26 protein-coding genes and 1 tRNA gene are annotated in these 26,383 nt (G+C 72.1%); 18 read left to right on the top strand and 9 right to left on the bottom strand.

All coding sequences use genetic code 11. The features are described from left to right. Positions 1-103: 103 nt before the first annotated feature. Positions 104-712 (bottom strand): hypothetical protein, encoded by a 609-nt coding sequence (locus KIH74_RS26600; protein ID WP_214159073.1) that lies wholly within the window; start codon positions 710-712, stop codon positions 104-106. Between the two features lie 145 nt (positions 713-857). Here KIH74_RS26600 and ald point away from each other — a divergent pair, with 145 nt between their 5' ends. From ald to der, 10 genes are all read left to right on the top strand, one after another. Beyond that, positions 858-1,973, top strand: coding sequence for an alanine dehydrogenase (gene ald / locus KIH74_RS26595; RefSeq protein ID WP_214159072.1), 1,116 nt, complete (start codon positions 858-860; stop codon positions 1,971-1,973). Next, positions 1,970-2,989: a site-specific tyrosine recombinase XerD gene (gene xerD, locus KIH74_RS26590; RefSeq protein WP_214159103.1), complete on the top strand. Its 1,020-nt coding sequence runs from the start codon at positions 1,970-1,972 to the stop codon at positions 2,987-2,989. Before ald ends, xerD begins: the two co-directional genes overlap by 4 nt. 217 nt (positions 2,990-3,206) lie before the next feature. Next, the gene (locus KIH74_RS26585; RefSeq protein WP_246573095.1) at positions 3,207-4,022 is read left to right on the top strand and encodes a ParA family protein; all 816 of its coding nucleotides are present in this window, start codon (positions 3,207-3,209) and stop codon (positions 4,020-4,022) included. Between the two features lie 7 nt (positions 4,023-4,029). Beyond that, the gene (locus KIH74_RS26580) at positions 4,030-5,076 is read left to right on the top strand and encodes a segregation and condensation protein A (protein ID WP_246573094.1); all 1,047 of its coding nucleotides are present in this window, start codon (positions 4,030-4,032) and stop codon (positions 5,074-5,076) included. Between the two features lie 69 nt (positions 5,077-5,145). Beyond that, the gene (gene scpB / locus KIH74_RS26575) at positions 5,146-5,817 is read left to right on the top strand and encodes an SMC-Scp complex subunit ScpB (RefSeq protein WP_214159070.1); all 672 of its coding nucleotides are present in this window, start codon (positions 5,146-5,148) and stop codon (positions 5,815-5,817) included. Then, entirely contained in the window at positions 5,817-6,740 is a 924-nt protein-coding gene (locus KIH74_RS26570; protein ID WP_214159069.1) for a pseudouridine synthase, read from the top strand. Before scpB ends, KIH74_RS26570 begins: the two co-directional genes overlap by 1 nt. 51 nt (positions 6,741-6,791) lie before the next feature. After that, positions 6,792-7,166, top strand: coding sequence for a chorismate mutase (gene aroH / locus KIH74_RS26565; protein WP_214159068.1), 375 nt, complete (start codon positions 6,792-6,794; stop codon positions 7,164-7,166). A gap of 2 nt (positions 7,167-7,168) precedes the next feature. Further along, on the top strand, positions 7,169-8,281 hold the full coding sequence (locus KIH74_RS26560; RefSeq protein ID WP_214159067.1) for a prephenate dehydrogenase: 1,113 nt from the start codon (positions 7,169-7,171) through the stop codon (positions 8,279-8,281). Positions 8,282-8,481: 200 nt separating this feature from the next. Beyond that, a complete protein-coding gene (cmk, locus tag KIH74_RS26555; RefSeq protein ID WP_308114011.1) occupies positions 8,482-9,252 on the top strand; it encodes a (d)CMP kinase in 771 nt (256 codons plus the stop codon). Continuing rightward, positions 9,252-10,763, top strand: coding sequence for a ribosome biogenesis GTPase Der (gene der, locus KIH74_RS26550; RefSeq protein WP_214159066.1), 1,512 nt, complete (start codon positions 9,252-9,254; stop codon positions 10,761-10,763). Before cmk ends, der begins: the two co-directional genes overlap by 1 nt. A 71-nt stretch (positions 10,764-10,834) precedes the next feature. Here der and KIH74_RS26545 read toward each other — a convergent pair whose 3' ends face one another. Continuing rightward, positions 10,835-11,845 carry an intradiol ring-cleavage dioxygenase gene (locus KIH74_RS26545; protein WP_308114010.1) on the bottom strand — a complete coding sequence of 337 codons (1,011 nt, stop codon included), beginning with the start codon at positions 11,843-11,845 and terminating at the stop codon, positions 10,835-10,837. 187 nt (positions 11,846-12,032) lie between these two features. On the opposite strand from KIH74_RS26545, the gene leuS reads away from it, so the two are divergent. The 3 genes from leuS to KIH74_RS38925 all read left to right on the top strand — a co-directional run bounded on the left by leuS (position 12,033) and on the right by KIH74_RS38925 (position 16,596). After that, a complete protein-coding gene (gene leuS, locus KIH74_RS26540) occupies positions 12,033-14,543 on the top strand; it encodes a leucine--tRNA ligase (protein ID WP_246573093.1) in 2,511 nt (836 codons plus the stop codon). A gap of 96 nt (positions 14,544-14,639) precedes the next feature. Then, positions 14,640-14,713 (top strand) — tRNA-Pro (locus KIH74_RS26535). A gap of 251 nt (positions 14,714-14,964) precedes the next feature. Then, positions 14,965-16,596, top strand: coding sequence for a GGDEF domain-containing protein (locus tag KIH74_RS38925; RefSeq protein WP_214159064.1), 1,632 nt, complete (start codon positions 14,965-14,967; stop codon positions 16,594-16,596). 10 nt (positions 16,597-16,606) lie between these two features. Here the strand turns inward: KIH74_RS38925 and KIH74_RS26525 are convergent, their stop codons facing one another. Next, entirely contained in the window at positions 16,607-17,197 is a 591-nt protein-coding gene (locus KIH74_RS26525) for a TetR/AcrR family transcriptional regulator (protein ID WP_214159063.1), read from the bottom strand. 94 nt (positions 17,198-17,291) lie between these two features. Between KIH74_RS26525 and KIH74_RS26520 the strand changes: the two genes are divergently transcribed. The 4 genes from KIH74_RS26520 (at position 17,292) to KIH74_RS26505 (ending at position 19,633) form a co-directional block, all read left to right on the top strand. Beyond that, on the top strand, positions 17,292-18,041 hold the full coding sequence (locus KIH74_RS26520; protein ID WP_214159062.1) for an SDR family NAD(P)-dependent oxidoreductase: 750 nt from the start codon (positions 17,292-17,294) through the stop codon (positions 18,039-18,041). Positions 18,042-18,060: 19 nt separating this feature from the next. Next, positions 18,061-18,423 carry a nuclear transport factor 2 family protein gene (locus tag KIH74_RS26515; RefSeq protein ID WP_214159061.1) on the top strand — a complete coding sequence of 121 codons (363 nt, stop codon included), beginning with the start codon at positions 18,061-18,063 and terminating at the stop codon, positions 18,421-18,423. A 154-nt stretch (positions 18,424-18,577) separates the two neighbouring features. Further along, positions 18,578-19,123: a GNAT family N-acetyltransferase gene (locus KIH74_RS26510; RefSeq protein WP_214159060.1), complete on the top strand. Its 546-nt coding sequence runs from the start codon at positions 18,578-18,580 to the stop codon at positions 19,121-19,123. 30 nt (positions 19,124-19,153) lie between these two features. Then, on the top strand, positions 19,154-19,633 hold the full coding sequence (locus tag KIH74_RS26505) for a GbsR/MarR family transcriptional regulator (protein ID WP_214159059.1): 480 nt from the start codon (positions 19,154-19,156) through the stop codon (positions 19,631-19,633). Here KIH74_RS26505 and KIH74_RS38025 read toward each other — a convergent pair. From KIH74_RS38025 to KIH74_RS26480, 5 genes are all read right to left on the bottom strand, one after another. Beyond that, positions 19,602-20,411 carry an ABC transporter ATP-binding protein gene (locus KIH74_RS38025; protein ID WP_214159058.1) on the bottom strand — a complete coding sequence of 270 codons (810 nt, stop codon included), beginning with the start codon at positions 20,409-20,411 and terminating at the stop codon, positions 19,602-19,604. The genes KIH74_RS26505 and KIH74_RS38025 overlap by 32 nt on opposite strands. Continuing rightward, positions 20,408-21,427 carry a FecCD family ABC transporter permease gene (locus KIH74_RS26495; RefSeq protein WP_214159057.1) on the bottom strand — a complete coding sequence of 340 codons (1,020 nt, stop codon included), beginning with the start codon at positions 21,425-21,427 and terminating at the stop codon, positions 20,408-20,410. The genes KIH74_RS38025 and KIH74_RS26495 overlap by 4 nt, the downstream gene beginning before the upstream one ends. Beyond that, positions 21,424-22,404, bottom strand: coding sequence for a FecCD family ABC transporter permease (locus KIH74_RS26490; protein ID WP_214159056.1), 981 nt, complete (start codon positions 22,402-22,404; stop codon positions 21,424-21,426). Before KIH74_RS26490 ends, KIH74_RS26495 begins: the two co-directional genes overlap by 4 nt. Next, positions 22,401-23,432, bottom strand: a complete 1,032-nt coding sequence (locus KIH74_RS26485; RefSeq protein WP_214159055.1) for an iron-siderophore ABC transporter substrate-binding protein — start codon at positions 23,430-23,432, stop codon at positions 22,401-22,403. Before KIH74_RS26485 ends, KIH74_RS26490 begins: the two co-directional genes overlap by 4 nt. An 87-nt stretch (positions 23,433-23,519) precedes the next feature. Continuing rightward, positions 23,520-24,152, bottom strand: a complete 633-nt coding sequence (locus KIH74_RS26480) for a TetR family transcriptional regulator (protein WP_214159054.1) — start codon at positions 24,150-24,152, stop codon at positions 23,520-23,522. A gap of 92 nt (positions 24,153-24,244) precedes the next feature. Between KIH74_RS26480 and KIH74_RS26475 the strand changes: the two genes are divergently transcribed. Continuing rightward, a complete protein-coding gene (locus KIH74_RS26475) occupies positions 24,245-25,660 on the top strand; it encodes an MFS transporter (RefSeq protein ID WP_214159053.1) in 1,416 nt (471 codons plus the stop codon). Here KIH74_RS26475 and KIH74_RS26470 read toward each other — a convergent pair whose 3' ends face one another. Beyond that, positions 25,661-26,362 carry a GntR family transcriptional regulator gene (locus KIH74_RS26470; RefSeq protein WP_214159052.1) on the bottom strand — a complete coding sequence of 234 codons (702 nt, stop codon included), beginning with the start codon at positions 26,360-26,362 and terminating at the stop codon, positions 25,661-25,663. Positions 26,363-26,383: the final 21 nt, after the last annotated feature.

The following is a 26,383-nucleotide window of genomic DNA, read 5'->3' as shown; positions in this document are numbered from 1 at the left end:
CCGGCTGCCCGACCTGTTCGTTGTGACCTGAGGGCCACCCGCCTGGTGAGGCGGGTGGCCCTGCGGCGTGCGGGACGCGGGCCGAGCCGCCCGGCGCGCGTTCCTATTTCAGCCCCGACGCCCGCAGTTCCAGGGCGGCAAGGCGGCGCACCACCTCCGGGTCGCCGCTGCGCCAGCCCTCCAGCGGGTCGTCGGAGATGTTCAGCAGCCGGGGCATCGGCCGGGAGGCCAGGGCCCGCAGGGCGAGCAGGTCGGCACCGCCCTCGGTGCGGGCCAGGGCCGCGGTGGCCCCCGCCCGCCGGGCGAACCGCACCCGCAGCAACAGCCAGGGCACCACGACGGCCAGCACCGGCGGGACCGAGACCGCCAGCGCGAGCAGCACGGCCAGTGTGGTGGCCCGCTCGTCGAGACCGTGCCCGGCGTTCGCGATGTTCTGCGCGGCGTCGGCCGCCGATCTCAGCGGTTTGGACAGGGCGTCGCCGGCCAGCGGGATGTCACCCGCGCTGTCACCGGCCCCGCCCAGGTTGCTGGAGATGCCGTGGGCGCCACTCTCCACGTCGGCGCCGACATCGGCGATGGCCGAGATCGCCGTGTGCACGGCCCTGGCGACGTAGTACCAGGCCACCACCCACACCAGCACGCTGATGTCGGCGAGGACCTGCGCGATCGCGCGGCCTGGGGTGGCCGCATACGGTACGAACCGTCCGCTCATGCCGAAGATCGAATCACAGGGCACCGACACTTTCGCCTCGAAGCGTCCGGCCGACGCGTCGCGCTGTGCCGGTCGGACCTCCGGCCTAGAGTGGCCCTCGAAGCTGATCATTGAGGCGTCATGCTGACGAGAGGCGGCTGGTCGAGTGAGGGTCGGGGTTCCGCGCGAGATCAAGAACCACGAGTACCGGGTCGCGATCACCCCGCCCGGGGTGCACGAGCTGGTGCGGGCCGGGCACGAGGTCATCATCGAGGCCGGGGCCGGTGAGGGCTCGTCCGTCACCGACGCCGACTACGTCGCCGCGGGGGCACGCATCCTGCCCACCGCCGACGAGGTCTGGGCCGGGGCCGAGCTGGTGCTCAAGGTGAAGGAGCCGATCCCGGCCGAGTACGAGCGGATGCGCCCGGGCCAGGTGCTGTTCACCTACCTGCACCTGGCCGCCGACCGGCCGCTCACCGAGGAACTGGTGAAACGCCAGGTCACCGCCATCGCCTACGAGACCGTCCAGCTGCCCGACCGGTCGCTGCCGCTGCTCGCCCCGATGAGCGAGGTGGCCGGCCGGCTCGCCCCGCAGGTCGGCGCGCACACGCTGATGCGGGCCGAGGGCGGGCGCGGCATCCTGCTCGGCGGGGTCTCCGGCGTGTACGCGGCCAAGGTGGTCATCCTCGGCGCCGGGGTGGCCGGGGCCAACGCCGCGGCCATCGCGCTGGGCATGCAGGCCGAGGTGCTGGTGCTCGACCGCGACATCGAGAAGCTGCGCCGGATGGACCGGATCTACCAGGGTCACGTGCAGACCGTGGCGTCCAACGCGCTGGAGGTCGAGACCGCGATCCGCGACGCCGACCTGGTGATCGGGGCGGTGCTGGTGGCCGGGGCGAAGGCACCCCGGCTGATCTCCAACCAGCAGGTGGCCGGCATGCGGCCGGGCAGCGTGCTGGTCGACATCTCGATCGACCAGGGCGGCTGCTTCGAGGACAGCCGGCCCACCACCCACGCCGACCCGACCTACCCGGTGCACGACTCGGTGTTCTACTGCGTCGCCAACATGCCCGGCGCGGTGCCGCACACCAGCACCTACGCCCTCACCAACGTCACCCTGCCCTACGTCGTCGAGCTGGCCGGGCGCGGCTGGCGCGAGGCGCTGCGGGCCGACCCGGCGCTGGCCCTGGGGCTGAACACCCATGACGGCGCGGTGGTCAGCGCGCCGGTGGCGGCGGCGCACGAGATGCCGTCCGTGGCGCTCGCCGAGGTGCTGGCCTGACTGCGCCCGCGACGTCCGCCCCGGGGGCGCGGACGTCGAGCCCTCTGGACGAGGCCCTGACGGGCTATCTCGACCATCTCGCGGTCGAGCGGGGCCTGGCCGCGAACACCCTGGGGGCGTACCGGCGTGACCTGCGCCGGTACGTCGACTTCCTGCTGAACCACCGCATCGGTGACCCGGCCGCGGTGACCGAGGCGGACGTCACCAATTTTCTCGCCGCCATCCGCACCGGCGACGACGGCGCCGCCCGGCTGAGCGCCAGCTCGGCCGCCCGGCACGTGGTGGCGGTGCGCGGGTTCCACCGGTTCCTGCTGCTGGAGGGCCGCACGGCCACCGATCCGGCCGGGCAGGTGCAGCCCCCGTCGCAGCCGAAACGGCTGCCCAAGGCGATCAGCCTGGACGCCGTGGAGCGGGTGCTCGGGGCGGCCGGCCCGCCGGAGACCCCGACCGGGCTGCGCGACCGGGCGCTGCTCGAACTGCTCTACGGCTGCGGCGCCCGGATCAGCGAGGCGGTGGGCTGCGCCATCGACGACCTCGACCTGGGCTCCGGCCTGGTGCGGCTGCGCGGCAAGGGCGACAAGGAACGCATCGTCCCGATCGGCAGCTACGCGGTGGCCGCGGTCGACGCCTATCTGGTGCGCGGGCGGGCGGCCCTGGCGGTGCGGGGCAAGGGGTCGCCGGCGGTGTTCCTCAACGCCCGCGGCGGGCCGCTGTCCCGGCAGAGCGCCTGGGCGGTGCTGGCCGGCGCCGCCGACCGGGCGGGCCTGTCCGGCCGGGTCTCCCCGCACACGCTGCGGCACTCCTTCGCCACCCACCTGCTGGAGGGCGGGGCCGACGTACGGGTGGTGCAGGAGTTGCTCGGGCACGCCTCGGTCACCACTACCCAGCTGTACACGCGTGTCACCGCGGACACGCTGCGTGAGGTATATGTGGCAGCGCACCCCCGGGCTCTTCGCGCGGAGGAAGCCGCGCATAGCGCGGATCCGAGCTTGAGTACCAGGCGACGCGCCGACTAGCCTCGCCTGGTCCCGACCGGCGACGCGCGAGGATGGACACCGACGAACGTCCGGTGTCATGTCCCGATGTCGGCCCACCGTCGACCAGCGCTACCGAGGAGACGACGTGACGAATGACACATCCGCTGCGGCTTTGTCGAACATAGCCGTCGAGCGGGGAGGCGGTGACGGCTTATCGCTCGTGAGTTCCGGCGGTGAGGGCCCGACCAACCGCCCGATGCCGGCGTTCCCCGAACCCGCGCCCCTCGCCACGCACGGCCCCGCGCGCATCATCGCCATGTGCAACCAGAAGGGTGGCGTCGGCAAGACCACGTCCACCATCAACCTGGGCGCGGCGCTCGCCGAGTACGGGCGCCGGGTGCTCCTGGTCGACTTCGACCCGCAGGGCGCCCTGTCGGTGGGGCTGGGCATCAACCCGCACGAGCTGGACCGCACCATCTACAACGTGCTGATGGACCGCGGCACCCCGGTGGCCGACGCGATCCGCTCGACCGACTACCAGGACCTCGACCTGCTGCCGGCCAACATCGACCTGTCCGCGGCCGAGGTGCAGCTGGTCAGCGAGGTGGCCCGGGAGACCGTGCTGAGCCGGGCCCTGCGCCCGGTGCTCGACGACTACGACGTGGTGCTCATCGACTGCCAGCCCTCGCTGGGCCTGCTCACCATCAACGCGCTGACCGCCTCGCACGGTGTGGTGATCCCGCTGGAGTGCGAGTTCTTCGCGCTGCGCGGTGTGGCGCTGCTGGTCGAGACGATCGAGAAGGTGAAGGACCGGCTCAACCCCGGCCTGGAGGTCGACGGCATCCTGGCCACCATGTACGACCCGCGCACCCTGCACAGCCGTGAGGTGGTGGCCCGGGTGGTCGAGGCGTTCGGCGACCGGGTGTTCCACACCGTGATCGGCCGCACCGTGAAGTTCCCCGACGCGACCGTCGCGGCCGAGCCGATCACCACCTACGCCTCGTCGCACGCCGGTGCCTACGCCTACCGTCTGCTGGCCCGCGAGCTGATCGCGCGCGGCGACGCCGCCTGAGCCGATCTTGCCCACCGAGGAACTCCCCACCGCGCAGGACGCCCAGACCGCGCAGGCCGGTGAGCAGCCGGTCACGATCGACCTGACCGGCACCGACGGCTCGCCCACGATCGATCTGCGCGAGGGTTCGACCGGGGACGACGTCCAGACCGTTCCGGACGCCCCCGTCGTCCCTCAAGCCGATGGTGAGGTCACACCCGGGGGTGTGCTGCCCGGTCGGGGCACCGGCTTCGCCGTGCATCTCGACAACTTCGACGGCCCCTTCGACCTGCTGCTCGGCCTGATCTCGAAGCACAAGCTGGACGTCACCGAGATCGCGATCTCCCAGGTCACCGACGACTTCCTGGCCTATGTGCGGGCCATGGGCGCGGACTGGGACCTCGGCGAGGTGAGTGAGTTCCTGCTGGTCGCCGCCACCCTGCTCGATCTCAAGGCCGCCCGTCTGCTGCCGGCCGCCGAGGTGGAGGACGACGAGGACCTGGCCCTGCTGGAGGCCCGCGACCTGCTGTTCGCCCGGCTGCTCCAGTACCGCGCGTTCAAGGACGTCGCCGCCACGTTCACCACCCGGATCGAGGCGGAGAACCGGCGCACCCCGCGGGACGTGCCGGTCGAGGAGCACCTGACCAAGCTGCTGCCCGAACTGGTGCTCGGCCTGACGCCGCTCCAGTTCGCCGAGCTCGCCGCCAAAGCCCTCACCCCGAAGGAACCGCCCCGGGTCAAGCTCGACCACCTGCACAGCCCCGCGGTCAGCGTGCGGGAGCAGGCCGCCCTGATCGTGGAGCGGCTGCGCCGGGTGCAGACCGCGAGCTTCCGCCAGCTGGTCACCGACGCCGACGGCAAGCTGGTGGTGATCGCCCGGTTCCTGGCCCTGCTGGAGCTGTTCCGTGAGGCCGCCGTCGCCTTCGACCAGGTGTCGCCGCTGGGCGAGCTGACCGTGCGCTGGACCGGCGCCGACCTGGACGAGATCCAGGTGGACGAGTTCGAGGGCGTCACCGAGCCGTCCACCGGGCTGTCCACGGGGCTGCCCGCAGGACAGCCGCAGCCGACCTCCTGACCCGTCCGCGGAGCGGTCCCCGGTCGAACGATGTCGGGGGCACCCGGGTGGACAGGGCATGATGGACGGGTGAGTGACGAGGACGGGCCCGGGGTGACCACGGGTGAGACGACCGGGTCGCCGGTCCCCGTCGCGGGCGAACCGGTGCCCCAGGACGAACCGGGGACGAGTGACGTCCCCGATCTCGACGACCTGCCCGGCGGTGCCCGCGCGGCCCTGGAGGCCGTGCTCATGGTGGTGCAGCACCCGGTCGAGGAGATCCAGCTGGCCGCCGCCCTCGACGTCACCGTCGGGCAGGTCACCGAGCTGCTGGCCGGCCTGGTGGCGGACTACGACGACGCCGCGCGCGGGTTCGAGCTGCGGCGCGTGGCCGGTGGCTGGCGCATCTACAGCCGGGCGGAATTCTCGCCGGTGCTGGAGCGCTTCGTCCTCGACGGGCAGACCTCCAAGCTCAGCCAGGCCGCCCTGGAGACCCTCGCCATCGTGGCCTACCGGCAGCCGGTGAGCCGGGCGCGGGTGTCCGCCGTCCGTGGGGTGAACGTGGACGCGGTGATGCGCACCCTGGTCACCCGCGGGCTGGTCGAAGACGCCGGCAACGACCCCGAGACCGGCGCCACGCTCTACCGCACCACCCAGATGTTCTTGCACAAACTGGGCCTGACCTCACTGGACTCGCTGCCCGCGCTGGCGCCGTTCCTGCCCGAGGTAGACGCCCTCGACGACTTCCCGGCAGGTGTTTGATGACTCCCCCCAAGCCCCGTAAACCCTCTTCCCACGGCGTCGCCAAGGCGGGCCGGCGGCCCGTCGTGCCCGGTGGCAAGCGCGCCACCGTCGGCGGCCGCGACCGCTCCGGCGCACCGGCCGGTGCCCGCCCGGTGCAGCAGCGTTCCCCGCAGAAGTCCGCCCCCGCCAAGGACGTGCACGACCCGGACGGGGTGCGGCTCCAGAAGGTGCTGGCCCAGGCCGGCGTCGCCTCGCGGCGGGCCAGCGAGGACCTGATCGAGGCCGGCCGGGTGCAGGTCGACGGCGTCACGGTGCGCGAGCTCGGCGTGCGCATCGACCCGAAGACGGCCGTGGTGCACGTCGACGGCGTGCGGCTCCAGCTCGACACCTCGCTCATCTACCTGGCGCTGAACAAGCCGCCGGGCGTCGTCACCACGATGTCCGACCCGGAGGGCCGGCCGTGCGTCGGCGACATCCTGTCGCAGCGGCCGAACGCCCTGGACGAGCGGCTGTTCCACGTCGGCCGGCTGGACACGGCCACCGAGGGCCTGCTCATCCTCACCAACGACGGTGACCTCACCCACCGCCTGACGCACCCCAGCCACGAGGTGCCGAAGACCTACCTGGCCGAGGTGGCCGGGCCGGTGGCCAAGGACATCGGCAAAAAGCTTCGGGCCGGGATCGAGCTGGAAGACGGCCCGGTCAAGGTCGACTCCTTCCGGATGGTCGACTCCCGGCCCGGAAAGGCGCTTCTCGAGATCACCCTCCACGAGGGGCGCAACCACATCGTCCGGCGGATGCTGGCCGAGGTGGGCTACCCGGTGCTCCAGCTCTGCCGGACCCAGATCGGGCCGGTGCAGATGGGGGGCCTGCGTTCAGGGCGTACCCGGGCGATCCACGGCGAAGAGCTCAGCAAGCTGTTCGAAGCCGCCGGCTTGTAGAGATTGCCCTGCGCGCAACGTCTTTCACGCAGCAGTGCACTAGGAGGAACCATGGCTGTCCGGGCGATCCGGGGAGCGACGCAGGTGGACGTCGACGAGCGGGAACACGTACTCGCGCGCACCCGTGAGCTGGTGGCCGACGTGATGGAGAGCAACAAGCTCGACCAGGACTCGGTCATCAGCATCATCTTCACCGCCACGCAGGACGTCACCAGCGTGGCGCCGGCGGTGGCCGCGCGGCAGCTCGGCCTGAACGACCCGGCGCTGATCTGCGTGCAGGAGATGCACGTCGAGGGCGCCATGCCACGGCTGGTGCGGCTGGTGGCACACGTCGACACCGACCTGGAGCGTGACCAGATCCAGAACCGCTACCTGCGCGGCACGCACACCCTGCGGGCCGGCATCCCGTCCGTCCCGGAAGACTGACGATGAGCCTGGATCCGGCTGCGGCGGCCGAACTCGGCACCGTCCGCATCGTCGGCACCGGCCTGCTCGGCGCGAGCATCGGGCTGGGGCTGCGCGGCCTGGGCGTGCGGGTGCTCCTGCACGACCCGTCACCCACCGCGCTGGCCCTGGCCCGGGACGTCGGGGCCGGCGAGCCGGATCCGGGTGACGAACCGGTGTCGCTGGTGGTGGTCGGGGCCCCGCCCGACGTCACCGCCGAGGTGGTGCGCGCCGAGCTGGCCGCCCACCCGCAGGCCACGGTCACCGACGTGGCCAGCGTGAAGGGCCAGATCGCGGCGGTGATGCCGGGGATCCCCGGCGCCGAGCGGTACGTCGGCGGGCATCCGATGGCCGGCCGGGAACGCTCCGGGCCGACCGCGGCCCGCGCCGACCTCTTCCTCGGGCGGCCGTGGGTGGTGTGCCCCTCGCCGTCCTCACCCGAACGCCACCACCCCCGCAACGAGACGGTGCGGATGCTCGCGCTCGCGCTCGGGGCGATGCCGGTGTTCATGCCCGCCGGTGAGCACGACGAGGCGGTGGCGCTGGTCTCGCACGTGCCCCAGCTGGCGGCCAGCCTGGTGGCCTCGCGCCTGGTCCGGGCGGCCGACCCGGCCGTCGGCCTGGCCGGTCAGGGGCTGCGCGACGTCACCCGGATCGCCGACAGCGACCCGGTGCTGTGGGCGCAGATCCTCTCCGCCAACGCCGCCCCGGTGGTGAACGTGCTCAAAGACCTGCGGGTCGACCTGGACCACCTGATCGTGGCGCTCGACGCGCTGCGGCACGACGAGGCGGTGGGCGCCCGCGCCGCCGTCGCCCAGGTGATCCACAACGGCCGGGAGGGCCGCGAGCGGATCCCCGGCAAGCACGGCGACCCGCAGACCCGGTACGCGGTGGTCACCGCCCTGCTGCCGGACAGCCCGGGCGAGCTGGCCCGGCTGTTCGACGACATCGGCGAGGCCGGCGTCAACGTGGAGGAGTTCAGCCTGGAGCACTCGCCCGGCGCCCGGGTCGGGCTCGGCAGTGTCTCGGTGCTGCCCGCGGCGCGTGACGTGCTGGAGGCGGCGCTGACCGCGAAGGGCTGGCACGTGGTGTCCTGAGCCCGGGCTCCCGGTCAAAAGGCCGGATCGGGCGCGCTGGACGGGTGGTGCCGTGCGCGCGATGCGGTATGTGGCCGTGGTCTCCACTAACCTAGGAAGGTCATGTACCTGTGTGGCGTTGACCGTGAGGGCCATGGAGGCCGATCGCGGTCACGAAGCATGCGCGCCGCCCAGTCCAGCCGATTCCCGGAGGTATCACCGTGTCCGCGCAGTCCGTCCCCGCTGAAGCGCGCCCCCTGGTGATCGCCGTCGACGGCCCTTCCGGTTCGGGCAAGTCCAGCGTGTCGCGTGAGGTGGCACGCCGGCTGGGCCTCGAGTACCTGGACACCGGTGCGATGTACCGGGCCGCCACCTGGTCGGTGCTGGAGGCCGGCGTCGACCTGACCGACGCTCCCGAGGTTGCCCAGCACGTGCGTGACCTGGACCTGACCATGGGCACCGACCCGTCCGCCCCCGGCGTGCGGGTGCGCGACCACGACGTCGCCGCGGCCATCCGCGAGACCGCCATCTCCACGGTGGTCTCCAAGGTCGCGACCAACCTCGAGGTGCGCGCCGAACTGCTGAAGCGTCAGCGTGACCTGATCCAGGCCGCCCGTGTCGGCACGCACCAGGGTGTCGTGGCCGAGGGCCGCGACATCACCACCGTCGTCGCCCCCGACGCCGACGTGCGCATCCTGCTCACCGCGAGCGAGGAGGCCCGTCTGGCCCGCCGGGCGAAGGAGCTGCACGGCACGGCCGACGCCGCGTCGGTCGAGGCCACGCGCGACCAGATCGTGCGCCGTGACTCCGACGACTCCACCGTTTCCAACTTCGAGGTCGCCGCGGACGGCGTGCTGCACCTGGACTCCTCGGCGCTCGACTTCGAGCAGACCGTCGATGCCGTGCTGGCCGCCATCACCCGCATCGTCACCGGTACGGTCACCGACCTCGACGACAGCGATCGAACTGCCAGGGCTGGTGCCGTTTCCTGATGTCCAAGCAAGACCTCCCCGAAGAGACCGTCGTCCACGACCTGGCGGCCGGCTACGGGACCGAAGAAGCCGAGAAGCCCGGCCTGGACCACGCGCTGCGTGCCGGGCTGGCCGAGTACGACCTGTCCGAGTCCGACCTGCGGCTGCTCGACGCCGAGGGCCGGGGCTTCGACGCCGACGACCGGTCCGGCCCGTTGCCGGTGCTGGCCATCGTCGGTCGCCCGAACGTCGGCAAGTCCACGCTCGTCAACCGGGTGCTCGGCCGTCGTGAGGCCGTGGTCGAAGACGTGCCGGGTGTCACCCGCGACCGGGTGCGTTACGAGACCGAGTGGGCCGGAAGGCCTTTCGTGGTCGTCGACACCGGTGGCTGGGAGCACGACGCGAAGGGCCTGGCCGGCCGGGTGGCCGAGCAGGCCGAGATCGCGATCGAGCTGGCCGACGCCGTGCTGTTCGTGGTCGACGGCCAGGTGGGCGCCACCGCGACCGACGAGGCCGTGGTCAAGCTGCTGCGCCGCACCAAGAAGCCGGTGATCCTGGCCGCGAACAAGGTCGACGACACCCGCGGCGAGCTGGAGGCCGCGGCGCTGTGGTCGCTCGGTCTGGGTCAGCCGTACCCGGTCTCCGCGCTGCACGGCCGGGGCAGCGGTGACCTGCTCGACGCCGTGCTGGCCGCGCTGCCCGAGCACTCGGCGGTGCCGCAGGAGGCGGGCGGCGGTCTGCGCCGGGTCGCGCTGCTGGGCCGGCCGAACGTCGGAAAGTCCAGTCTGCTCAACGCTCTCGCGGGCGAGGACCGGGTGGTGGTCGACTCGGTCGCCGGCACCACCCGTGACCCGGTCGACGAGATCATCGACATCAACGGCCGCAAGTGGCGTTTCGTCGACACCGCGGGCATCCGGCGGCGTGTGCACCTGACCCGCGGCGCCGACTTCTACGCCTCGCTGCGCACGCAGGCCGCGCTGGAGAAGGCCGAAGTGGCGGTCGTGCTGCTGGATTCCAGCGAGCCGCTGTCCGAGCAGGACCAGCGCATCATCTCGATGATCGTGGACTCCGGCCGCGCCCTCGTCCTGGCCTACAACAAGTGGGACCTGATGGACGAGGAACGCCGCAAGTTCCTCGAGCGCGAGTACGAGACCGACCTGGTGCAGGTGCAGTGGGCACCGCGGATCAACGTGTCGGCGTCCACGAAGTGGCACGTCAACCGGCTCACCGCGGCGCTCGACACGGCGCTGGAGTCGTGGGACACCCGGGTGCCGACCGGCAAGCTGAACTCGCTGCTGGCCGAGATCATGCAGTCCCACCCGCACCCGGTGCGTGGCGGCAAGCAGCCGCGCATTCTGTACGGCTCGCAGGTGTCCACCCGGCCGCCGCGGTTCGTGCTGTTCACCTCGGGCTACTTCGAGGCCGGGTACCGCCGCTTCATCGAGCGCCGGCTGCGTGAGGAGTTCGGGTTCGAGGGCACACCGATCGAGGTGTCGGTGCGGCCGCGCGAAAAGCGTTCCCGCAAGAAGTAAGAGCGCCGAACTGTGGACGACGATGAGCTCCGTGCGAGCTCATCGTCGTCCATCATTTTGCCCGGAGGCGCCTAACTCGCCGTGGCCGTCGGCGTCGCGGCGCCGCTCGGGGCCGCACCGCTCGGCGGGGTGCCACCGGCACCACCGGAGGGAGCACCGCTGGGCGGCGTGCCGCCGGCCCCACCGGTCGGCGGGGCCTCGGCGCCGCCCGAACCGCCGGCCGAGCCCTGGTCGTCGGTGCCGTCCGGGTCGATGGCGGCGGTCAGCTTCGCCACGAAGCCGGCCTTCACACTGCCGGTGACGGTGCCCAGCTCGGTGGCCGCGTCGTCGTCGCCGAACACGTTGTCGTCGGCGATCGTCACCTGGCTCAGATTGGTGACGCTCTTGCTGTAACCGTCAGTGGCGTAGACCAGGTCGTCGGTGTCTTCCGGCAGCGCCATCTGCGAGGTCTTGCGGATCGTGCCGTCACCGCTGGTCGCGTCGGCCACCGAGGAGTACACCTCGAAGTGGATGTGTGGCCACCGGCCGGTGTAGCAGGCGGGGTAGATGCTGGTGAACGAGACCACGCCGTCCGCGTCGGTCTCCTGGATGCCGCGCAGGTAGTTCTCGTCGGTGATGCCCTCGGAGTAGAGCGAGTAGTTGCCGTCGCGGTCGCAGTGCCAGACATACACCGCGGCACCGGAGATCGGTGCGCCACTCAGGTCGGTGATGGTGAACTCGATGGTCAGCGGAACGCCCTCCGCCGTGGTCGTCGAGTCGCCGAACGACGAGGTGATGTCGCTGCGCACGATGCCCGACTCGGTGCGCACGTCGACGCCGTTGGTGCCGTCGGCGGGGTAGGGGCCGTTGGTCTCCGACTCGATCTCGGTGATGCCGCCGGAGGTCGTGCTGCTCGCGCTGGAGGTGGAGTCGTCACCGCACGCACTGAGGACGAACATGGCACCGATGCCGCCGAAGGCGCCGAGCATCTTGCGGCGCGACATGGTGCGCAGGTCGAAGCCGAGGCCCTTGTCGTGCACGGCGCGCACGTAGGCGGCGTTGTCGGTCACCGGGTCGGGGATCTGCTGCTGTTCGGGGCTCACGTCGCTCCTGGTCTGCTGCGCTGGTGTGCTGGATCCTCAGAGGAGATCAACGGCATCCATGCGCCTGCTGTGTAGGGTCTGCGGCCGGTCTTCGAGGTCCCTGGAGAATTTCTGTGAGGGATGGGCGGTTGTGGGTCCACTAGAGTTGGAAGGTCAACCTCCCAGAACCAGGCAGATGTTGGGCGATATGAGCGAGCATGACGAGCGGCGGGACACCGTCGACCAGATCGACCTGGACCAGTGGGTCAAGGTGTGGGACGAGCGGCGCACCTTCGAGGCCCACGGTCTCGCCGCCCCCGAGCCCGGTCACGACGAAGCCGCCGACGGTCGCGAGAAGCGCTCGTACATCGTCAGCATGTATCCGTACCCCTCCGGTGACCTCCACATGGGCCACGCCGAGGTGTACTCGATCAGCGACGTCATCGCCCGGTTCGACCGGCTGCGGGGCCTGAACACGCTGAACCCGATCGGCTGGGACAGCTTCGGGCTGCCCGCCGAGAACGCGGCGATCAAGCGTGACCTGCACCCGCGGGAGTGGACCTACGACAACATCGCCGTGCAGGCGGCGTCGTTCAAGCGGCTGGGCGTCTCGTTCGACTGGCGCACCCGGCTGCACACGTCCGACCCGGAGTACTACCGCTGGAACCAGTGGATCTTCCTGAAGCTGTTCGACCAGGGCCTGGCCTACCGCAAGGCCTCGCCGGTCAACTGGTGCCCGAAGGACCACACCGTCCTGGCCAACGAGCAGGTCATCCAGGGCAGGTGTGAGCGTTGCGGCACCACGGTCGAGCGCCGCAACCTGACCCAGTGGTTCTTCCGGATCACCGACTACGCGCAGCGTCTGCTCGACGACATGGACCAGCTCAAGGGCACCTGGCCCGAAGACATCCTGGCCATGCAGCGCAACTGGATCGGGCGTTCGTCCGGCGCCCACGTCGACTTCAGGATCGTCGGCCGCGACGAGCCGGTGCGGGTGTTCACCACGCGTCCCGACACCCTCTACGGCGCGACCTTCTTCGTGGTGGCCGCCGACGCGCCGCTGGCGCGTGAGCTGGTCACCGACGAGAACCGGGACGCCCTGGAGAAGTACATCGCCGAGCTGGGCGGTACCTCCGAGGTCGAGCGGCTGTCGTCGGACCGCGCGAAAACCGGTGTGTTCCTGGGCAGTTACGCGATCAACCCGGTCAACGGCGAGCAGATCCCGGTGTACGCGTCGGACTACGTGCTGGCCGACTACGGCACCGGCGCGCTGATGGCGGTGCCCGCGCACGACCAGCGCGACCTGGACTTCGCCAAGGCGATGGGCCTGCCGGTGCGCACGGTGGTCGACACCGGTGAGGACGACCCGGCGGTCACCGGGGTGGCCACGGCCGCGCGCGGCACGATGGTGGGATCGGGCGAGTTCGACGGGCTCTCGTCCGCCGACGCGCTGCCCGCGATCATCGGCCACCTGGAGAAGTCCGGCGTCGGCGAGGGCGCGATCACCTACCGCCTGCGTGACTGGCTGCTGTCGCGGCAGCGGTTCTGGGGCACGCCGATCCCGATCATCCACTGCGCCGACTGCGGCGAGGTCGGCGTGCCCGTCGACCAGCTGCCGGTGAAGCTGCCGGAGACCGGCTTCTCGCTGAAGCCCGACGACAACCAGTCGCCGCTGGGCACGGCCACCGAGTGGCTGAAGGTGGACTGCCCGCAGTGCGGCAAGCCGGCCCGCCGGGACACCGACACGATGGACACGTTCGTCGACTCGTCCTGGTACTACCTGCGTTTCCCGAACCCGGACTACGACCAGGGGCCGTTCGACCCCGAGGGCGTGAAGCGCTGGCTGCCCGTCGACCACTACATCGGCGGCAAGGAGCATGCGAACCTGCACCTGCTGTACGCGCGCTTCATGACCAAGGCCCTGCACGACGCCGGGCTGCTGCACTTCACCGAGCCGTTCAGGCGCCTGACCAACCAGGGTCAGGTCATCATGGACGGCAAGGCGATGAGCAAGTCGCTGGGCAACCTGGTCAACCTCCAGGAGCAGATCGCGGCCTACGGCCCGGACGCCGTCCGGGTCACGATGATCTTCGCCGGCCCGCCGGAGGACGACATCGACTGGGCCGCCGTCTCCCCGGCCGGCTCGGTGAAGTGGCTGAACCGGGTGCGGCGCCTGGCCTCGGCGGTGCCGGTCTCGTCCGCCGGGTCCTCGCCCGCCGACGGTGACCTGGCCGTGCGCCGGGGCGTGCACCGGCTGTTCGACGAGATCACCTCCAAGATGGAGGCCGGTCGCCAGAACGTCGTGATCGCGCGGCTGATGGAGCTGACGACGCTGCTCCAGCAGGCCGTCGACAGCGGCCCGGGCGCGGCCGACCCGGCCGTGCGGGAGGGCGTGGAGGCGCTGGTGGTGGCGCTGTCCTGCTTCGCGCCGTTCACGGCGGACGACGCCTGGGTGAAGCTGGGCCACGAGCCGTCGGTCGCGACCACCACCTGGCCGACGGTGGACAAGACCCTGATCGTCGAGGAAGAGGTCACCTGCATCGTGCAGGTCAACGGCAAGGTGCGGGCCCGGCTCCAGGTGCCGGCCGCGATCACCGAGGACGACCTGCGGGCCCTGAGCCTGGAGGCGGACCCGGTGAAGAAGGCGATCGGCGAGGCCACGGTGGCCAAGGTGATCGTGCGGGCGCCGAAGCTGGTCAACATCGCCCTGGCCCGCTGAGGCCTGGCATCCGCGGCCCCGTGAACTTGGCGGGGTCGCGGATGCGCTAAGCTAGCGGAGCGTTCACGGGCCCGGTAACGGGTGCGAGGAGCGGTTCGGGCTGTAGCGCAGCTTGGTAGCGCACCTGACTGGGGGTCAGGGGGTCGCAGGTTCAAATCCTGTCAGCCCGACCGAAGCGGTTCACCGCGAAACATGGCTCCGGTCAGCAGAAGATGCTGATCGGAGCCGTTGTCTTTTGCCGATGGATGGCTGTTCTGATGTTCGGATAGCGATGATGTGAAAGCGGGGCAGCCCCTCGTTGCACTTCGTCGTCTTCCGCCAGGAGCACCCGCAGAGGCGCCGAGTGTAGGCAGCCGCCGGTCAGACAGTCCTGGTGATCTCCTTGTGCCCGCCTCGTTCCTGCCGATGAGGAGTGCCGGAGGTGACGGTGCCCGAGAGTCTGCCCGAGAGTGACGTGATCTTGGCCGAGGAAGCGGGGACGACGTCTGCCCGGCAGCATCAGGACGCCCTGCGGGAGGTCTACGGAATCGTCGAGGCCGCACAGGATCACGACGTCACCGCCCCGGTGGCCGCTCTCGACGCCCGGGCCCGGACGGCGGGCTGGGCCGACGTGGCCCTGCTGCTGCACTTCGCCCGCTCGCTGGCGGCCCGGGAGGCCGGGCAGGACGACTCCGGGCACGTCGAGGCGATGCTCGACTCCGCCCGCGCGCTCGGCGACCCGGCCCTGCTCGCCCTCGCCCTGGCGACCACCGCCCAGCGCGCCGCCGACGTGCGCCTCGCCCTGCCCGAGGGGATGTCCGGCGCCGAGCCGCTGGTGCGGGCCGTGGCCCAGCTGGACGACGCCGACAGCCTGGTCGTGCACCGGGTGGCCGCCCACCTGGAGGTGGCGGGCGCGTTCCACGCCCTCGGCCTGTGGCCACTGGCCACCGAGCAGCTCGGCCCGCTGGAGGCCCTGTTCGCCGCGCCGCACGACCCGTTCTGGGACCAGGTGCTGACCCGGCAGCGTCGCGTGGTGCACGCCAACGCCCTGGACATGGCCCTCGACGAGGCCTGTGCCTGTGCCGAGGTGGGCGACTGGGACACCGCCCGGCGCACGGCCGCCCGGTGGCTGCCGCAGGCCCTGCCGCCGCTGACCCCGGACTGGCCACCGACCTGGGTGGCGATGATCCACGCCTTCGCCGACCTGTTCGCCGCGCTGGCCGGCCGGCCCTCACCGGCCGACGTCGCCCTGGTCACCCGGCAGGCCCGGAACCCGGCCACCGACGCCAATCTCGCCATGCTCTCGGTGGCCGACGCGATCCGTGCCCACCGCGACGGCGACCCGGCCCGGGCCGCCCAGCTGGCCCAGGCCTGCGCGTGCACGATCGGTCCCAACGTGCCGGTGCACGTGCGTCTGCTCGCCCTGAACCTGGCCGCACACACTCCGGGCACGCCTCCCGTCGCCCTGCTCTACGCCCGCGAACTGGCCGGGCTGCGCTGGAACGCCCGGCTCGGCCGGATGGCGTCGATGCGCTCGGCCATCGACGCCGAAAGACGCCGCGTGGAGCACGAGATCCTGCGCGGGCAGGTGTTCGTGGACGACCTCACCGGGCTGGGCAACCGCCGCGCCTACGGGGCCTACCTGGAACGGATCCGCCGGGCCCGGCCCGGGCGCCGGGCGGCCGATCTGGTGATCATGATGATCGACGTGGACCACTTCAAGACCGTCAACGACCGGTTCGGGCACGACGTCGGCGACCAGGTGCTGCGCCGGATCGGCACGCTGCTGGCCGGGCAGGTGCGGCCGGTGGACCTGGCGGCCCGGCTGGGCGGCGACGAGTTCGTGGTGGTGATGCCGCAGGACACCCAGGGCGTGGGGGAGGCCCGCTCGCAGGCCATCGTGTCGGCGGTGTGCGAGCACCCGTGGGACGAGGTGGCGCCGGGGCTGCGGATCTCGATCAGCCTGGGCGTGCACCGCGGTCCGGTGTCCGAGCTGGACGACCTGCCCGCCGCGGCCGACCGGCAGCTGTACGTGGCCAAGCGGGAGGGGCGCGGCCGGGTGGCCGGGGCGTGAGAGGACGGGTTCACACCGGCAGTGCCCGCACCGCGAGATCGACCGTGGCGTGCAGCTGTTCGCGATCGGCGCCGGCCGAGGCGTGCACCGCGTTGCCCTCGCTCACCACCATCACGTAGCGCGCCAGCGCGTCCGGGTCGGTGTCCGCCGGCAGGTCGTTCTCCGCGACGGCCCGCCGGAGTCGTTCGGCCAGAAGCTTTTCCCCGGTCAGCCGGCTCGCGGCGAGGAACTCGGCGATCTGGCCGTTGCCGGCGGCGCAGGCCAGCCCGCCCTGGATGGACAGGCACCCGGCGGGCCGGTCGGGGCGGGTGAGCGCGTCGGCGTTGGCCCGCAGAAAGCCCTCGATCACCTCGCGGGCGGTCGGCTGCCCGAGAGCCTCACGGGCGTAGGCCATGTCGACCTCGGCGTAGCGGCCCACCGCACGGCGGAACAGCTCGTCCTTGTTGCCGAACGCGGCGTAGAGACTGGGCCGGTTGATGCCCATCGCCGCGGTCAGGTCGCCGATCGAGGTGCCGTCGTAACCGTGCCGCCAGAACACCTCGACGGCGCGGTCCAGTGCGGCGTCCGGATCGAAGCCCCGCGGCCTGCCCTGTGTCGTCATGGTCACACTCTAACCGATCGGTACAGAAATAAATCCCTGGGGCCCGGGAGTTCTCGACATCTGTACCGAACGATACAGATATAGGGAGCAGATCATGGGACAGCTGGACGGCAAGACCGCACTGGTGACCGGGGCGACCGCGGGGATCGGCCTGGCGACCGCCCGGCGGCTGGCGGCCGAGGGCGCGACCGTGTTCGTCACCGGGCGCCGCAAGGACGTGCTCGACGCCGCGGTCGCGCAGATCGGCCCGAACGCGGTCGGCGTGCAGGCCGACGTGGCCGACCTGGACGCCCTGGACCGGGTCTTCGATGCGGTGCGCGAGCGCGGGCAGGGTCTCGACGTGCTGTTCGCCAACGCCGGCGGCGGTGAGTTCGCCGCCCTCGAAGACATCACCTGGGAGCACTACGCGACCACCTTCAACACCAACGTCGGCGGCACGATCTTCACCGTGCAGAAGGCGTTGCCGCTGCTCAACCGCGGTGCGTCGGTGATCGTCACGAGTTCCAACATCGACGTGAAGGGCAGCCCGTCGTTCAGCGTGTACGCCGCCACCAAGGCCGCGCTGCGCTCGTTCACCCGCTCGTGGGCGGCCGAGCTGGTGGGCCGCGGGATCCGGGTGAACGCGATCGCCCCCGGGCCGATCGGCACGCCCGGGTTGCGCGGGCTGGCGGCCGACGAGGCCGGGGCCGACGCCCTGCTCGACGGCCTGGCCTCGGGCGTACCGATGGCCCGCCTCGGCGAGCCGGACGAGATCGCCGACGCCGTGCTGTTCCTGGCCGGGAAGGGCAGTAGCTTCGTCACCGGGTCGGAGATCTACGTCGACGGCGGCGCGAGCCAGATCTGAGAACAGGAGCCGAATCATCATGGACGACGATCAGCTGCTCGCACTCATGCGGGCCAACCTGCACGACGTGTTCGGGCAGCGCGATCCGCAGGCCCGGCGCGCGGTCGCCGAGCGCATCTACACCCAGGACGTCGAGTTCTCGGACGACGAGGGGGTCGTGACCGGCTGGGACGGGATCACCGGCAAGGCGCAGGCGGTGCTCGGCGCGGTCCCTGCGGACTTCGTCTTCGCCGAGGATGGGCCGTTCTATGCCGCGGGCGACGAGGTGGCCCTCGCCTGGACGTTCGGCCCGGACGGCGGTGAGCCGGCGGTGCGCGGCATCGACATCGGCACGATCACCGGCGGGCGGATCAGCCGGATGCGCACCCTGCTGGCCCGCTGACGCCGGTCCTGAGCCGGTCGGGGGTGGGGCCGGCCGGCTCCCCCCTGACCGGCCCCACCTGAATGACCAGACGCCGCAACCGCCCCGCGCGTTGTCCGGCGGGACGGGGAAATAACGAGTTCTCCCGGATCGTCCCGGCCGCTACGGTCGGAGCGTGGCCGACACCGACCTGCACACCCCGCGACTGCTCCTGCGCGACATCGCCCCCGGCGACGTCGACGCCGTCCATGCCTACGCCGGTGATCCGGAGGTCTGCCGGTTCATGGTCTGGGGACCGAACACCCTCGACGACACGCGGGCCTTCGTGGCGGAGCAGCTGGTCGCCGCGGCCGCGCCCGATCGCCGCACCCACAACCGGCTGATCGTGCACGCGGGCTCGGGCCAGGTGATCGGCGGCATCGAACTGCGGCTGGAGAGCCCGGCGAACCAGCGCGGCGACTTCGGTTACATCCTGCGCCGCGACCACTGGGGGCAGGGCTACGCCACCGAGGCGTCCCGGGCGGTGCTCGACCTCGGCTTCGGGCAGCTCGGCCTGCACCGAATCACCGCCACCTGCGATCCCGGGAACACAGCCTCGGCAAGGGTTCTGGAGAAGTCCGGGCTGCGACGGGAGGGCCTGATGCGGCAGCACCTCCGGCGGGGCGGCCAGTGGCGGGACTCGCTGCTGTACGCCGTGCTCGCGAGCGACGAACGCCCCTGACCCGGGCCGCCGCACTGAAATACTGACGGCATGCACAGCGCGCACGAGTTCCAGTCCCGCCGGTTCGTCGAGCGTTTCGCCGATTACTGGTCGGCCACCGGGGCCTCGCGCATCGAGGGGCTGATCGCCGGCTACCTGCTGGTGGACGAGTCCGAGGGGGTCAGCCCGAGCGAACTGGCCACCCGGCTGGGCATCAGCGCGGGCTCGGTGTCGTCGTACACCCGGGCGCTGGTGGAGCGGGGGTTCGTGCGCCGGGTGCGGCGCCCGGGCGAGCGGTCGCACTTCTTCGTGATGGACGAGGACGTCTGGGCCGGGTTCCTCGCCCGCGAGCAGGAGTACCTGACCAACCAGCGCCGGCTGGCCGAGGAGACCCTGCCGCTGGTGCGTGAGGGCGGGAAGGCATGGGAGCGGGTGCGCAACATGCGCGACTACATGGGCTGGCTGATCGACAGCCGGCTGGGCGGGGAGTGGGCCAGGTTCAAGGCCGAGCGGGACGCGCGCGAACGGTGACCATCGGCGTGCCGCTCTGCGGGTCGGCGCCGATCACGGCGTCCACTCCGAACACGTCTTTCAGCAGCTGCTCGTTCAGCACGTCGGCCGGGGCGCCGGTGGCCACGATCCGGCCCTCGTGCATCACCACCAGGTGTGAGGCGTAGCGCGCGGCCTGGTTGACGTCGTGCAGCACGGCCAGCACCGTGCGGCCACCCTGCTCCTGGCCCTCGCGCGGCGGCCGGCAGAGGTCCTGGCACAGGTGCAGCAGTTCCACCTGGTGGGCCAGGTCGAGGAACGAGGTGGGCTCGTCGAGCAGCACGTAACGGGTCTGCTGCGCCAGCACCATCGCGATCCAGGCGCGCTGCCGCTGACCACCCGACAGGTCGGTCAGCAGGCGGTCGGCGAGTTCGGTGACGCCGGTCGCGGCCATCGCGTCGTCCACCAGTTCGGCGTCTCCCGGCAGCCACTGCCGCAGCAGCGAGTGATACGGGTGCCGGCCCCGGGCCACCAGGTCACGCACCCGCAGTGACTCCGGCGCCACCGGGTGCTGGGGGAGCGAGGCGATCCGCCGGGCGGTGGCCCGCGGGCGCCGGGAGCGCAGCGGTTCGCCGTCCAGAATGATCTGGCCCGCCAGGGGTTTCAGCGTGCGGGCGAGAGCCTTGAGCAGCGTCGACTTGCCGCACCCGTTCGGCCCGATGACGGCGGTGAACTCGCCCTCCGGCACGGTGAACCGCAGGTCCGGGGCCACCACCCGGCCGTCGTACCCGAGTGTCACGTTCTCCAGCGACAGGCTCACAGCCGTCCTTTCCGGTGCTGGTCCAGCAGCAGATGACCGAGGTAGCAGCCGCCCACCCCGAGGGTGAGCACGCCGACGGGCAGGCCGTCGAACGCCGGCACCTGCTGCGCGGCGAGGTCGGCGAGCACCATGATCAGGGCCCCGGTGAACGCGGCCGGCAGCACCCCGGCCTGGGCGGAACCGATGGTGCGGCGGGCGATCTGGGGCGCGGTCAGGGCGACGAACGCGATCGGCCCGGCGGCCGCGACGGCGGCTCCGGCGGCGACGACCGACAGCACGATCGCGGCCGTGCGCACCCGGTCCGGGTCGACGCCCAGGCCGGCCGCGGTCTCGTCGCCCATCTCCAGCAGCCGCATGCTCACCGGCAGGGTCATGGCGAGCGGCAGTGTGACCGCCAGGGCCACCCCGGCCACGGCCACGTCCCGGGCGCTCGCGGCGTTCAGCGAGCCGGCCAGGTAGGCGGCCAGCTGCGCCGCGGCGTCGCGCAGTCGCACGCTCACCACGTACTGGGTGAGGGCGTAGGCCGCCGCGGACACCCCGATGCCGGCGACGATCGTGCGGGTGGGGGAACGGAAACCGGTTCCGGTGCACAGGTGTACGAGGAGCGCGGCAACGGCGGCGCCGAGCACGGCGCCCACCGGTGTGGGCACGCCGGTGGCGTGCAGCGAGGTGACGGCCACCCCGGCCCCGGCCCCGGCACCCAGGCCGATGACGTCCGGGCTGCCCAGGGGGTTGCGGGTGACACCCTGGAACAGCGCGCCGGAGAGGCCGAGCAGGGCGCCGGTCAGCACGGCGGTGGCCAGCCGCGGGCCGCGCAGCCGTTCCAGCACGAACGCCGTCTTGCCCTCCGCGCCCCCGAGCAGCGCGGAGGGCAGGTCGGCGAGGGGGATGCCGAGGCGTCCCAGGCAGAGCGTGGCGACGCCCGCGGCCAGCACCGCGAGAGCCGTCACCCAGCAGTAGAGCACGGAACCCCGGTGCAGCGGGAGGGCCACGGTGTGCTTCAGGCGCACGATCACCGGGTGGCCCACCCCCGCCGGACGGCGAGCAGCAGGAAGGGCGCGCCGAGCAGCGCGGTGACGATGCCGACCATCACCTCACCGGGCCGGGCCACCACCCGGCCCAGCACGTCGGCGGCGACCAGGAGGATCCCGCCCAGCAGCGCGGCCAGCGGCACCTGCCACCGGTGGTCGGGGCCGGCCAGCGCGCGGGCCAGGTGCGGAACGGCCAGGCCGACGAACGAGATCGGCCCGGCGGTGGCCGTGGCCGCGGCGCCGAGCAGGGCCGCCGCCAGGATCCCGGTGGCCCGCACCAGCGCGACCGGGGTGCCGAGGCCGGTGGCCACGTCGTCGCCCAGCGCCAGATTGTTCAGGGACGGCGACAGAACCAGCGCCAGCCCGAGCCCGATCACCAGCGCCGGGGCGATCGCCGCCGCGACGGACAGGTCGCGTCCGCCGAGCGCGCCGATCACCCAGAACCGGAACGAGTCGAAGACGCCGGGGCGGGTCAGCGTCATCGCCTGCACGTAGGCACTCAGCACGGCCGACACCACGGCTCCGGCCAGAAGCAGCCCGACCGTGCCGTTCTCCCGCGACCGGCCGCCCACGACGTGCACGAGCAGCACGGTCAGCAGGGCACCGGGCAGGGCGATCCAGACCGAGCCGGCGCCGAACCCGGAGCCGGTCACCGCCGCCGCCGTGACCACGGCGGCGGACGCCCCCACGGTGACCCCGAGCAGCCCCGGGTCGCCGAGCGGGTTGCGGGTGACGGCCTGGATCAGTACCCCGGCGACGGCCAGGGCGGAGCCCACCAGCACGCCCAGCACGGTGCGCGAGAACCGGGACTCCAGAACGGCTTCCAGGTAGGGGTCGGGGGCGCCGGTGAGCACGGCGAGCAGGTCGGCGGCCGGGGTGACCCGGCCGCCGAAGAGCAGGCTCGCCGCCGTCACGACGGCGAGCCCGGCCAGCGCCCCGGCGAGCGCCGCGGGTGCTCTCACCGGTCGAGTTTCGCGACGGCCTCGTCGATCAGCGGGGTGAAACGCTCCAGCGTCCAGGGAACGGTGAGCGGGTTGATGATGGACGACGCGGTGACGAACGGCTGTTCGGTCGGCGCCACCACCGAGCCCCGGGCGATCGCCGGGATCTGCTGGTACAGCTTCTGCGCCTCGATCTCCTCGCGGTTCGCCTCGTCCGAGTAGAACGTGAAGATCAGGTCGGAGTCCTTGAGCTTGTCGGCGTTCTCCAGGCCGATCGCGGCCGAGTCGGTGCCCTCGACCTCCCACTCGCCCAGGGTGTCGACGACCGGGTCGACGGTCAGGCCGAGCGCGCTGACCATGGCCACCCGCTGCTCGCCGGGGTAGAACACGCCGAGCGTGCCCGGGCCGGTGTTGTAGACGTACGAGAAGGTGATGTCCTCGTACTCGTCACGAGCCGACTCGGACAGTTGCTTCTCGATGCCGGTGATCAGCTGCTCGGCGTCGTCGGTCTGGCCCATCGCCCGGCCGATCGTCCGGATCTGCTCGTCCCAGGTGATCGTCCAGGGCAGTTCCGGGTAGGCGACGGTCGGCGCGATGTCCTTCAGCACGTCGTACTGCTCCTGGGTGACGCCCGACCAGGGCGCCAGGATCAGGTCGGGCTCCAGCTCGACGATCGCCTCGACGTCCAGCTCCTCGTTGCCGGTGAACTGGGTCGGCAGCTGTGCCCCCTTCTCCTTCACCGCCTCGTAGACCCACGGCAGGTAGCCGGTGTCGTCGCTGCCCCAGGGGTACTCCTCGATGCCCACCGGCACGGTGCCGAGCGCGATCGCGGTCTCGGTGGAGCCCTGGCCGAGAGTGACGATGCGCTCGGGCTTCTCGGTGATCGTCGCCTCGCCGAGCGCGTGCTCGATGGTGACCGCCTCGAACCCGGCGCCGGAGGCCGCGCCCCCGGCGTCGTCCTCGCCGGCGCTGCCGGAACCGCAGGCGGCCAGAAGCAGGGCGGTCGCGGCGAGCAGTGCCGCGGCACCGGTCCGGTGACGTGTTCTCACGTGGTGTCCTCTCGAAGGCCGGGGTGAGCACCCCGCGACCTGCGAGCTTAGCCTTACCTAACCAAAACTTTCAAAGCTCGTGAAAGTTCACGGGACGAACGCCCCGACCAGTGCCTCGATCTGCTGCCGGTAGTCGTCGCGGTCGGCAGGCAGGTCGAGGGCCCGCACCCGGGCCAGGGCCGGGAGCTGTTCCGGGTCGATGCGGCTGATCGACCGGGTGCGCTGGGTGGGCTGCCGGGGTGGCAGGTGCGGGTGCCGTTCGAGCAGCTCGCCCACGGTCAGGTGCCAGCACGCGCCGAAGGCGGTGAGGGCCCGGCGGGGCGACAGGCCGGCCTCGGTGAAGTCGTGCAGGCAGGCGTCACTGAACCGGAAGGCGTTCTCGGCCACCAGTTCTCCCCGGACGAGGATCTGCATCACCCAGCTGTGCCCGGCCATGTAATCGTGCGCGCCGGTGAGCCGGTTGAGCAGACGGCGGCGCGGGGTGCGGCCGGGCACGTCGACCGGCAGCCCGGCGGCGATCTGCTCCAGCATGGCCAGCAGCAGTGCGTCGCGGTCGGCGACGTGCCGGTACAGCGAGGTGGCGGCCGTGTTCAGCTCGGCCGCGACGGCCCGCATGGTCAGTGCCTCCAGGCCCTCGCGTTCGACCAGAGTGCGCCCGGCGCCGACGATCACGGCTGGGGACAGGCCGGGCCGGGGGCGGGTGTGCGGTGCGGGACTCATGGCCGCATCCTCGCACCCCCTGGAAGTAAGGCTAGCCTTATGCGTACAGTGTTCGCGTTAGATGCGAACGTTGTACGCACAAAGGATCCGACATGACCGAACAACGAACCACCCGGCACACCGGCCTGCTGCTGGCCGCCGTCTGCCTCTGTCAGGTGATGGTGGTGCTCGACGTCAGCGTGGTGAACGTGGCGCTGCCATCCATCGCGAAAGACCTGGATTTCAGCGCCGGTTCACTGTCCTGGGTGGTGAACGCCTACACCCTGCTGTTCGGCGGCCTGCTGCTGCTCGGTGGCCGGTTCGGCGACCTGGCCGGGCACCGCCGTGCGCTCTTCCTCGGCCTGGCCGGGTTCGGCGTGGTGTCGGTGCTGGCGGGCCTGGCGCAGAGCCCGGGCCAGCTGATCGCCGCCCGCGCCGCCCAGGGCCTGGCCGGTGCCGTGCTCGCCCCGCTCAGCCTGACCATCATCATGGTCACCTTCCCGGAGGGCAGGGAGCGCTCACGGGCCGTCGGGATCTGGGCCATGGTCGCGGCCTCCGGCAGCGCCCTGGGCGTGCTGCTCGGCGGCGTGCTCACCGAATGGTTGTCCTGGCGCTGGGTGATGTGGGTGAACGCCCCGATCGTGCTGCTCACCCTCGCACTGGCCTGGCCATCGGTGCACGACACCCGCACCGCCCGGCCCGGCCGCCTCGACGTGCCCGGCGCCCTGCTCGCCACCGTGTCGCTGACCGCCCTGGTGAACGGCGCGATCCGGGCCGGGGACTACGGCTGGGGCGCACCCTGGGCGCTGGGCTCGTTCGCCGTCGCGGCGGTGACGGCGGCGCTGTTCGTAGGGTGTGAACGACGGGCGGCCGAACCCCTGGTGCGGCTCGGCGTGTTCCGCTCGCGACCGGTGTGGGTGGCCGGCCTGGTGTCGGTTTTCCTCGGCGCCACAGCTGTTTCCGGCTTCTACTTCGCCTCGCTCGCCCTCCAGGACGTGCTCGGCTACTCGCCGGTCGAGGCGGGCGCCGCGTTCCTGCCGTTCTGTGTGGGCACGGTGCTCGGGGCGATGGTGTCCGGGCGGCTCTCGGCGCGGTTCGGCCTGCGCCCGGTGCTGTCGGCGGGCATGTTCCTCAGCGCCGTGGGCATGTTCGTGTTCGGCCGGATCGGGGTGGACTCCACCTTCCTCGGCACCTTCCTGCTGCCCTCGGTCGTCGCCTCGGTCGGGGTCGGGGCCGCGATGGTGGCCAACACCTCGCTCGGCACCACCGGCGCGCTGCACCACGAGGCGGGGCTGGTCAGCGGCCTGATGAACGCCACCCGGCAGTGCGGCGGCAGCCTGGCCCTGGCGGTGCTGGCCGGGGTGGCGCTGTCGTCGACCCGCGGCTTCGGCGGCCCGGACCCGCTGGCCGCGCTGATCCACGGCTACGACCGGGCCTTCCAGGTGACCGGGCTGTTCGCCCTGGCGGCCGCGGTGGTCGCGCTGGTGTTCGTCCCACGCGACCGGCAGGAGGCCGCGCGGCCCGCGTGATCAGACGGCCCGCAGCGGGGGCGGGGCGGTGGAGGACTCGATGATCGCCAGGCCCCGGCCGCGCAGCCGGCGGCGCTCGTCGCCGAGGCGGGCGAGCAGGCGGTCGCGGGTGCCGTGGCAGTGCGACACCACGAGTTCGGCCGCCAGGTCGGCGTTCTGGGCCACGAGCGCGTCGACCACGGCCAGGTGCTCGTCGCGCGCCTGGGCCCGGGACCGCGGCGTGCGCACCTCCAGCCAGCGGGTGCGGCCGAGCCGGGTGAGGGCGCCGCTCATGCCCTCGGCCAGGAACGGGTTGCGCGACAGCCGGGCCAGGGCCACGTGGAAGTCGCTGCCGTCGCGCAGGCCGGTCTCCTCGTCGTCCCGGTCCCGGTGGGCCTGGGCCAGGTCGCGCAGCGCGGCCAGCTCGGCCGGCTCGGCCCGGTCGGCGGCGAGCCGGACCGCCGCCGTCTCCAGGGCCTCCCGGTACTCCATCACGGCCCGCACCTCGGCCAGGTCGATCGGCGTGACCTGCCAGCCCCGCCCGGCGCGCTGGGTGAGACCCTCGTTGGCCAGCCGCATCAGGGCCGCGCGGATCGGCGTGCGGGAGGCCCCCAGCACGGTCTCCAGCCCGCGTTCGCTCAGCTTCTCGCCGGGCAGCAGCTCCAGCGTGAGGATCGCCGACCGGAGGTGGGCGTAGGCGGTGGCGTCGGCGCCGGTTGTCATCGCGGATTCCTTTGGTATACC

Origin of the sequence: Kineosporia corallincola (assembly GCF_018499875.1) — a bacterium.
Classification (GTDB): domain Bacteria; phylum Actinomycetota; class Actinomycetes; order Actinomycetales; family Kineosporiaceae; genus Kineosporia; species Kineosporia corallincola.
Note: the sequence above shows the minus strand (reverse complement) of the source record. Positions and strands in the feature narration are given on the sequence as shown.

What these genes read in the sequence shown, in the direction of transcription:
- KIH74_RS26480 (WP_214159054.1), bottom strand. Translation starts at nt 24,152, where the DNA reads ATGAGTCCCGCACCGCACACCCGCCCCCGGCCCGGCCTGTCCCCAGCC.
- der (WP_214159066.1), top strand. Translation starts at nt 9,252, where the DNA reads ATGTCCAAGCAAGACCTCCCCGAAGAGACCGTCGTCCACGACCTGGCG.
- KIH74_RS26560 (WP_214159067.1), top strand. Translation starts at nt 7,169, where the DNA reads ATGAGCCTGGATCCGGCTGCGGCGGCCGAACTCGGCACCGTCCGCATC.
- KIH74_RS26470 (WP_214159052.1), bottom strand. Translation starts at nt 26,362, where the DNA reads ATGACAACCGGCGCCGACGCCACCGCCTACGCCCACCTCCGGTCGGCG.
- KIH74_RS26585 (WP_246573095.1), top strand. Translation starts at nt 3,207, where the DNA reads ATGCCGGCGTTCCCCGAACCCGCGCCCCTCGCCACGCACGGCCCCGCG.
- KIH74_RS26570 (WP_214159069.1), top strand. Translation starts at nt 5,817, where the DNA reads ATGACTCCCCCCAAGCCCCGTAAACCCTCTTCCCACGGCGTCGCCAAG.
- leuS (WP_246573093.1), top strand. Translation starts at nt 12,033, where the DNA reads ATGAGCGAGCATGACGAGCGGCGGGACACCGTCGACCAGATCGACCTG.
- KIH74_RS26525 (WP_214159063.1), bottom strand. Translation starts at nt 17,197, where the DNA reads ATGACGACACAGGGCAGGCCGCGGGGCTTCGATCCGGACGCCGCACTG.
- KIH74_RS26475 (WP_214159053.1), top strand. Translation starts at nt 24,245, where the DNA reads ATGACCGAACAACGAACCACCCGGCACACCGGCCTGCTGCTGGCCGCC.
- KIH74_RS26520 (WP_214159062.1), top strand. Translation starts at nt 17,292, where the DNA reads ATGGGACAGCTGGACGGCAAGACCGCACTGGTGACCGGGGCGACCGCG.
- KIH74_RS26505 (WP_214159059.1), top strand. Translation starts at nt 19,154, where the DNA reads ATGCACAGCGCGCACGAGTTCCAGTCCCGCCGGTTCGTCGAGCGTTTC.
- aroH (WP_214159068.1), top strand. Translation starts at nt 6,792, where the DNA reads ATGGCTGTCCGGGCGATCCGGGGAGCGACGCAGGTGGACGTCGACGAG.
- KIH74_RS26515 (WP_214159061.1), top strand. Translation starts at nt 18,061, where the DNA reads ATGGACGACGATCAGCTGCTCGCACTCATGCGGGCCAACCTGCACGAC.
- KIH74_RS26600 (WP_214159073.1), bottom strand. Translation starts at nt 712, where the DNA reads ATGAGCGGACGGTTCGTACCGTATGCGGCCACCCCAGGCCGCGCGATC.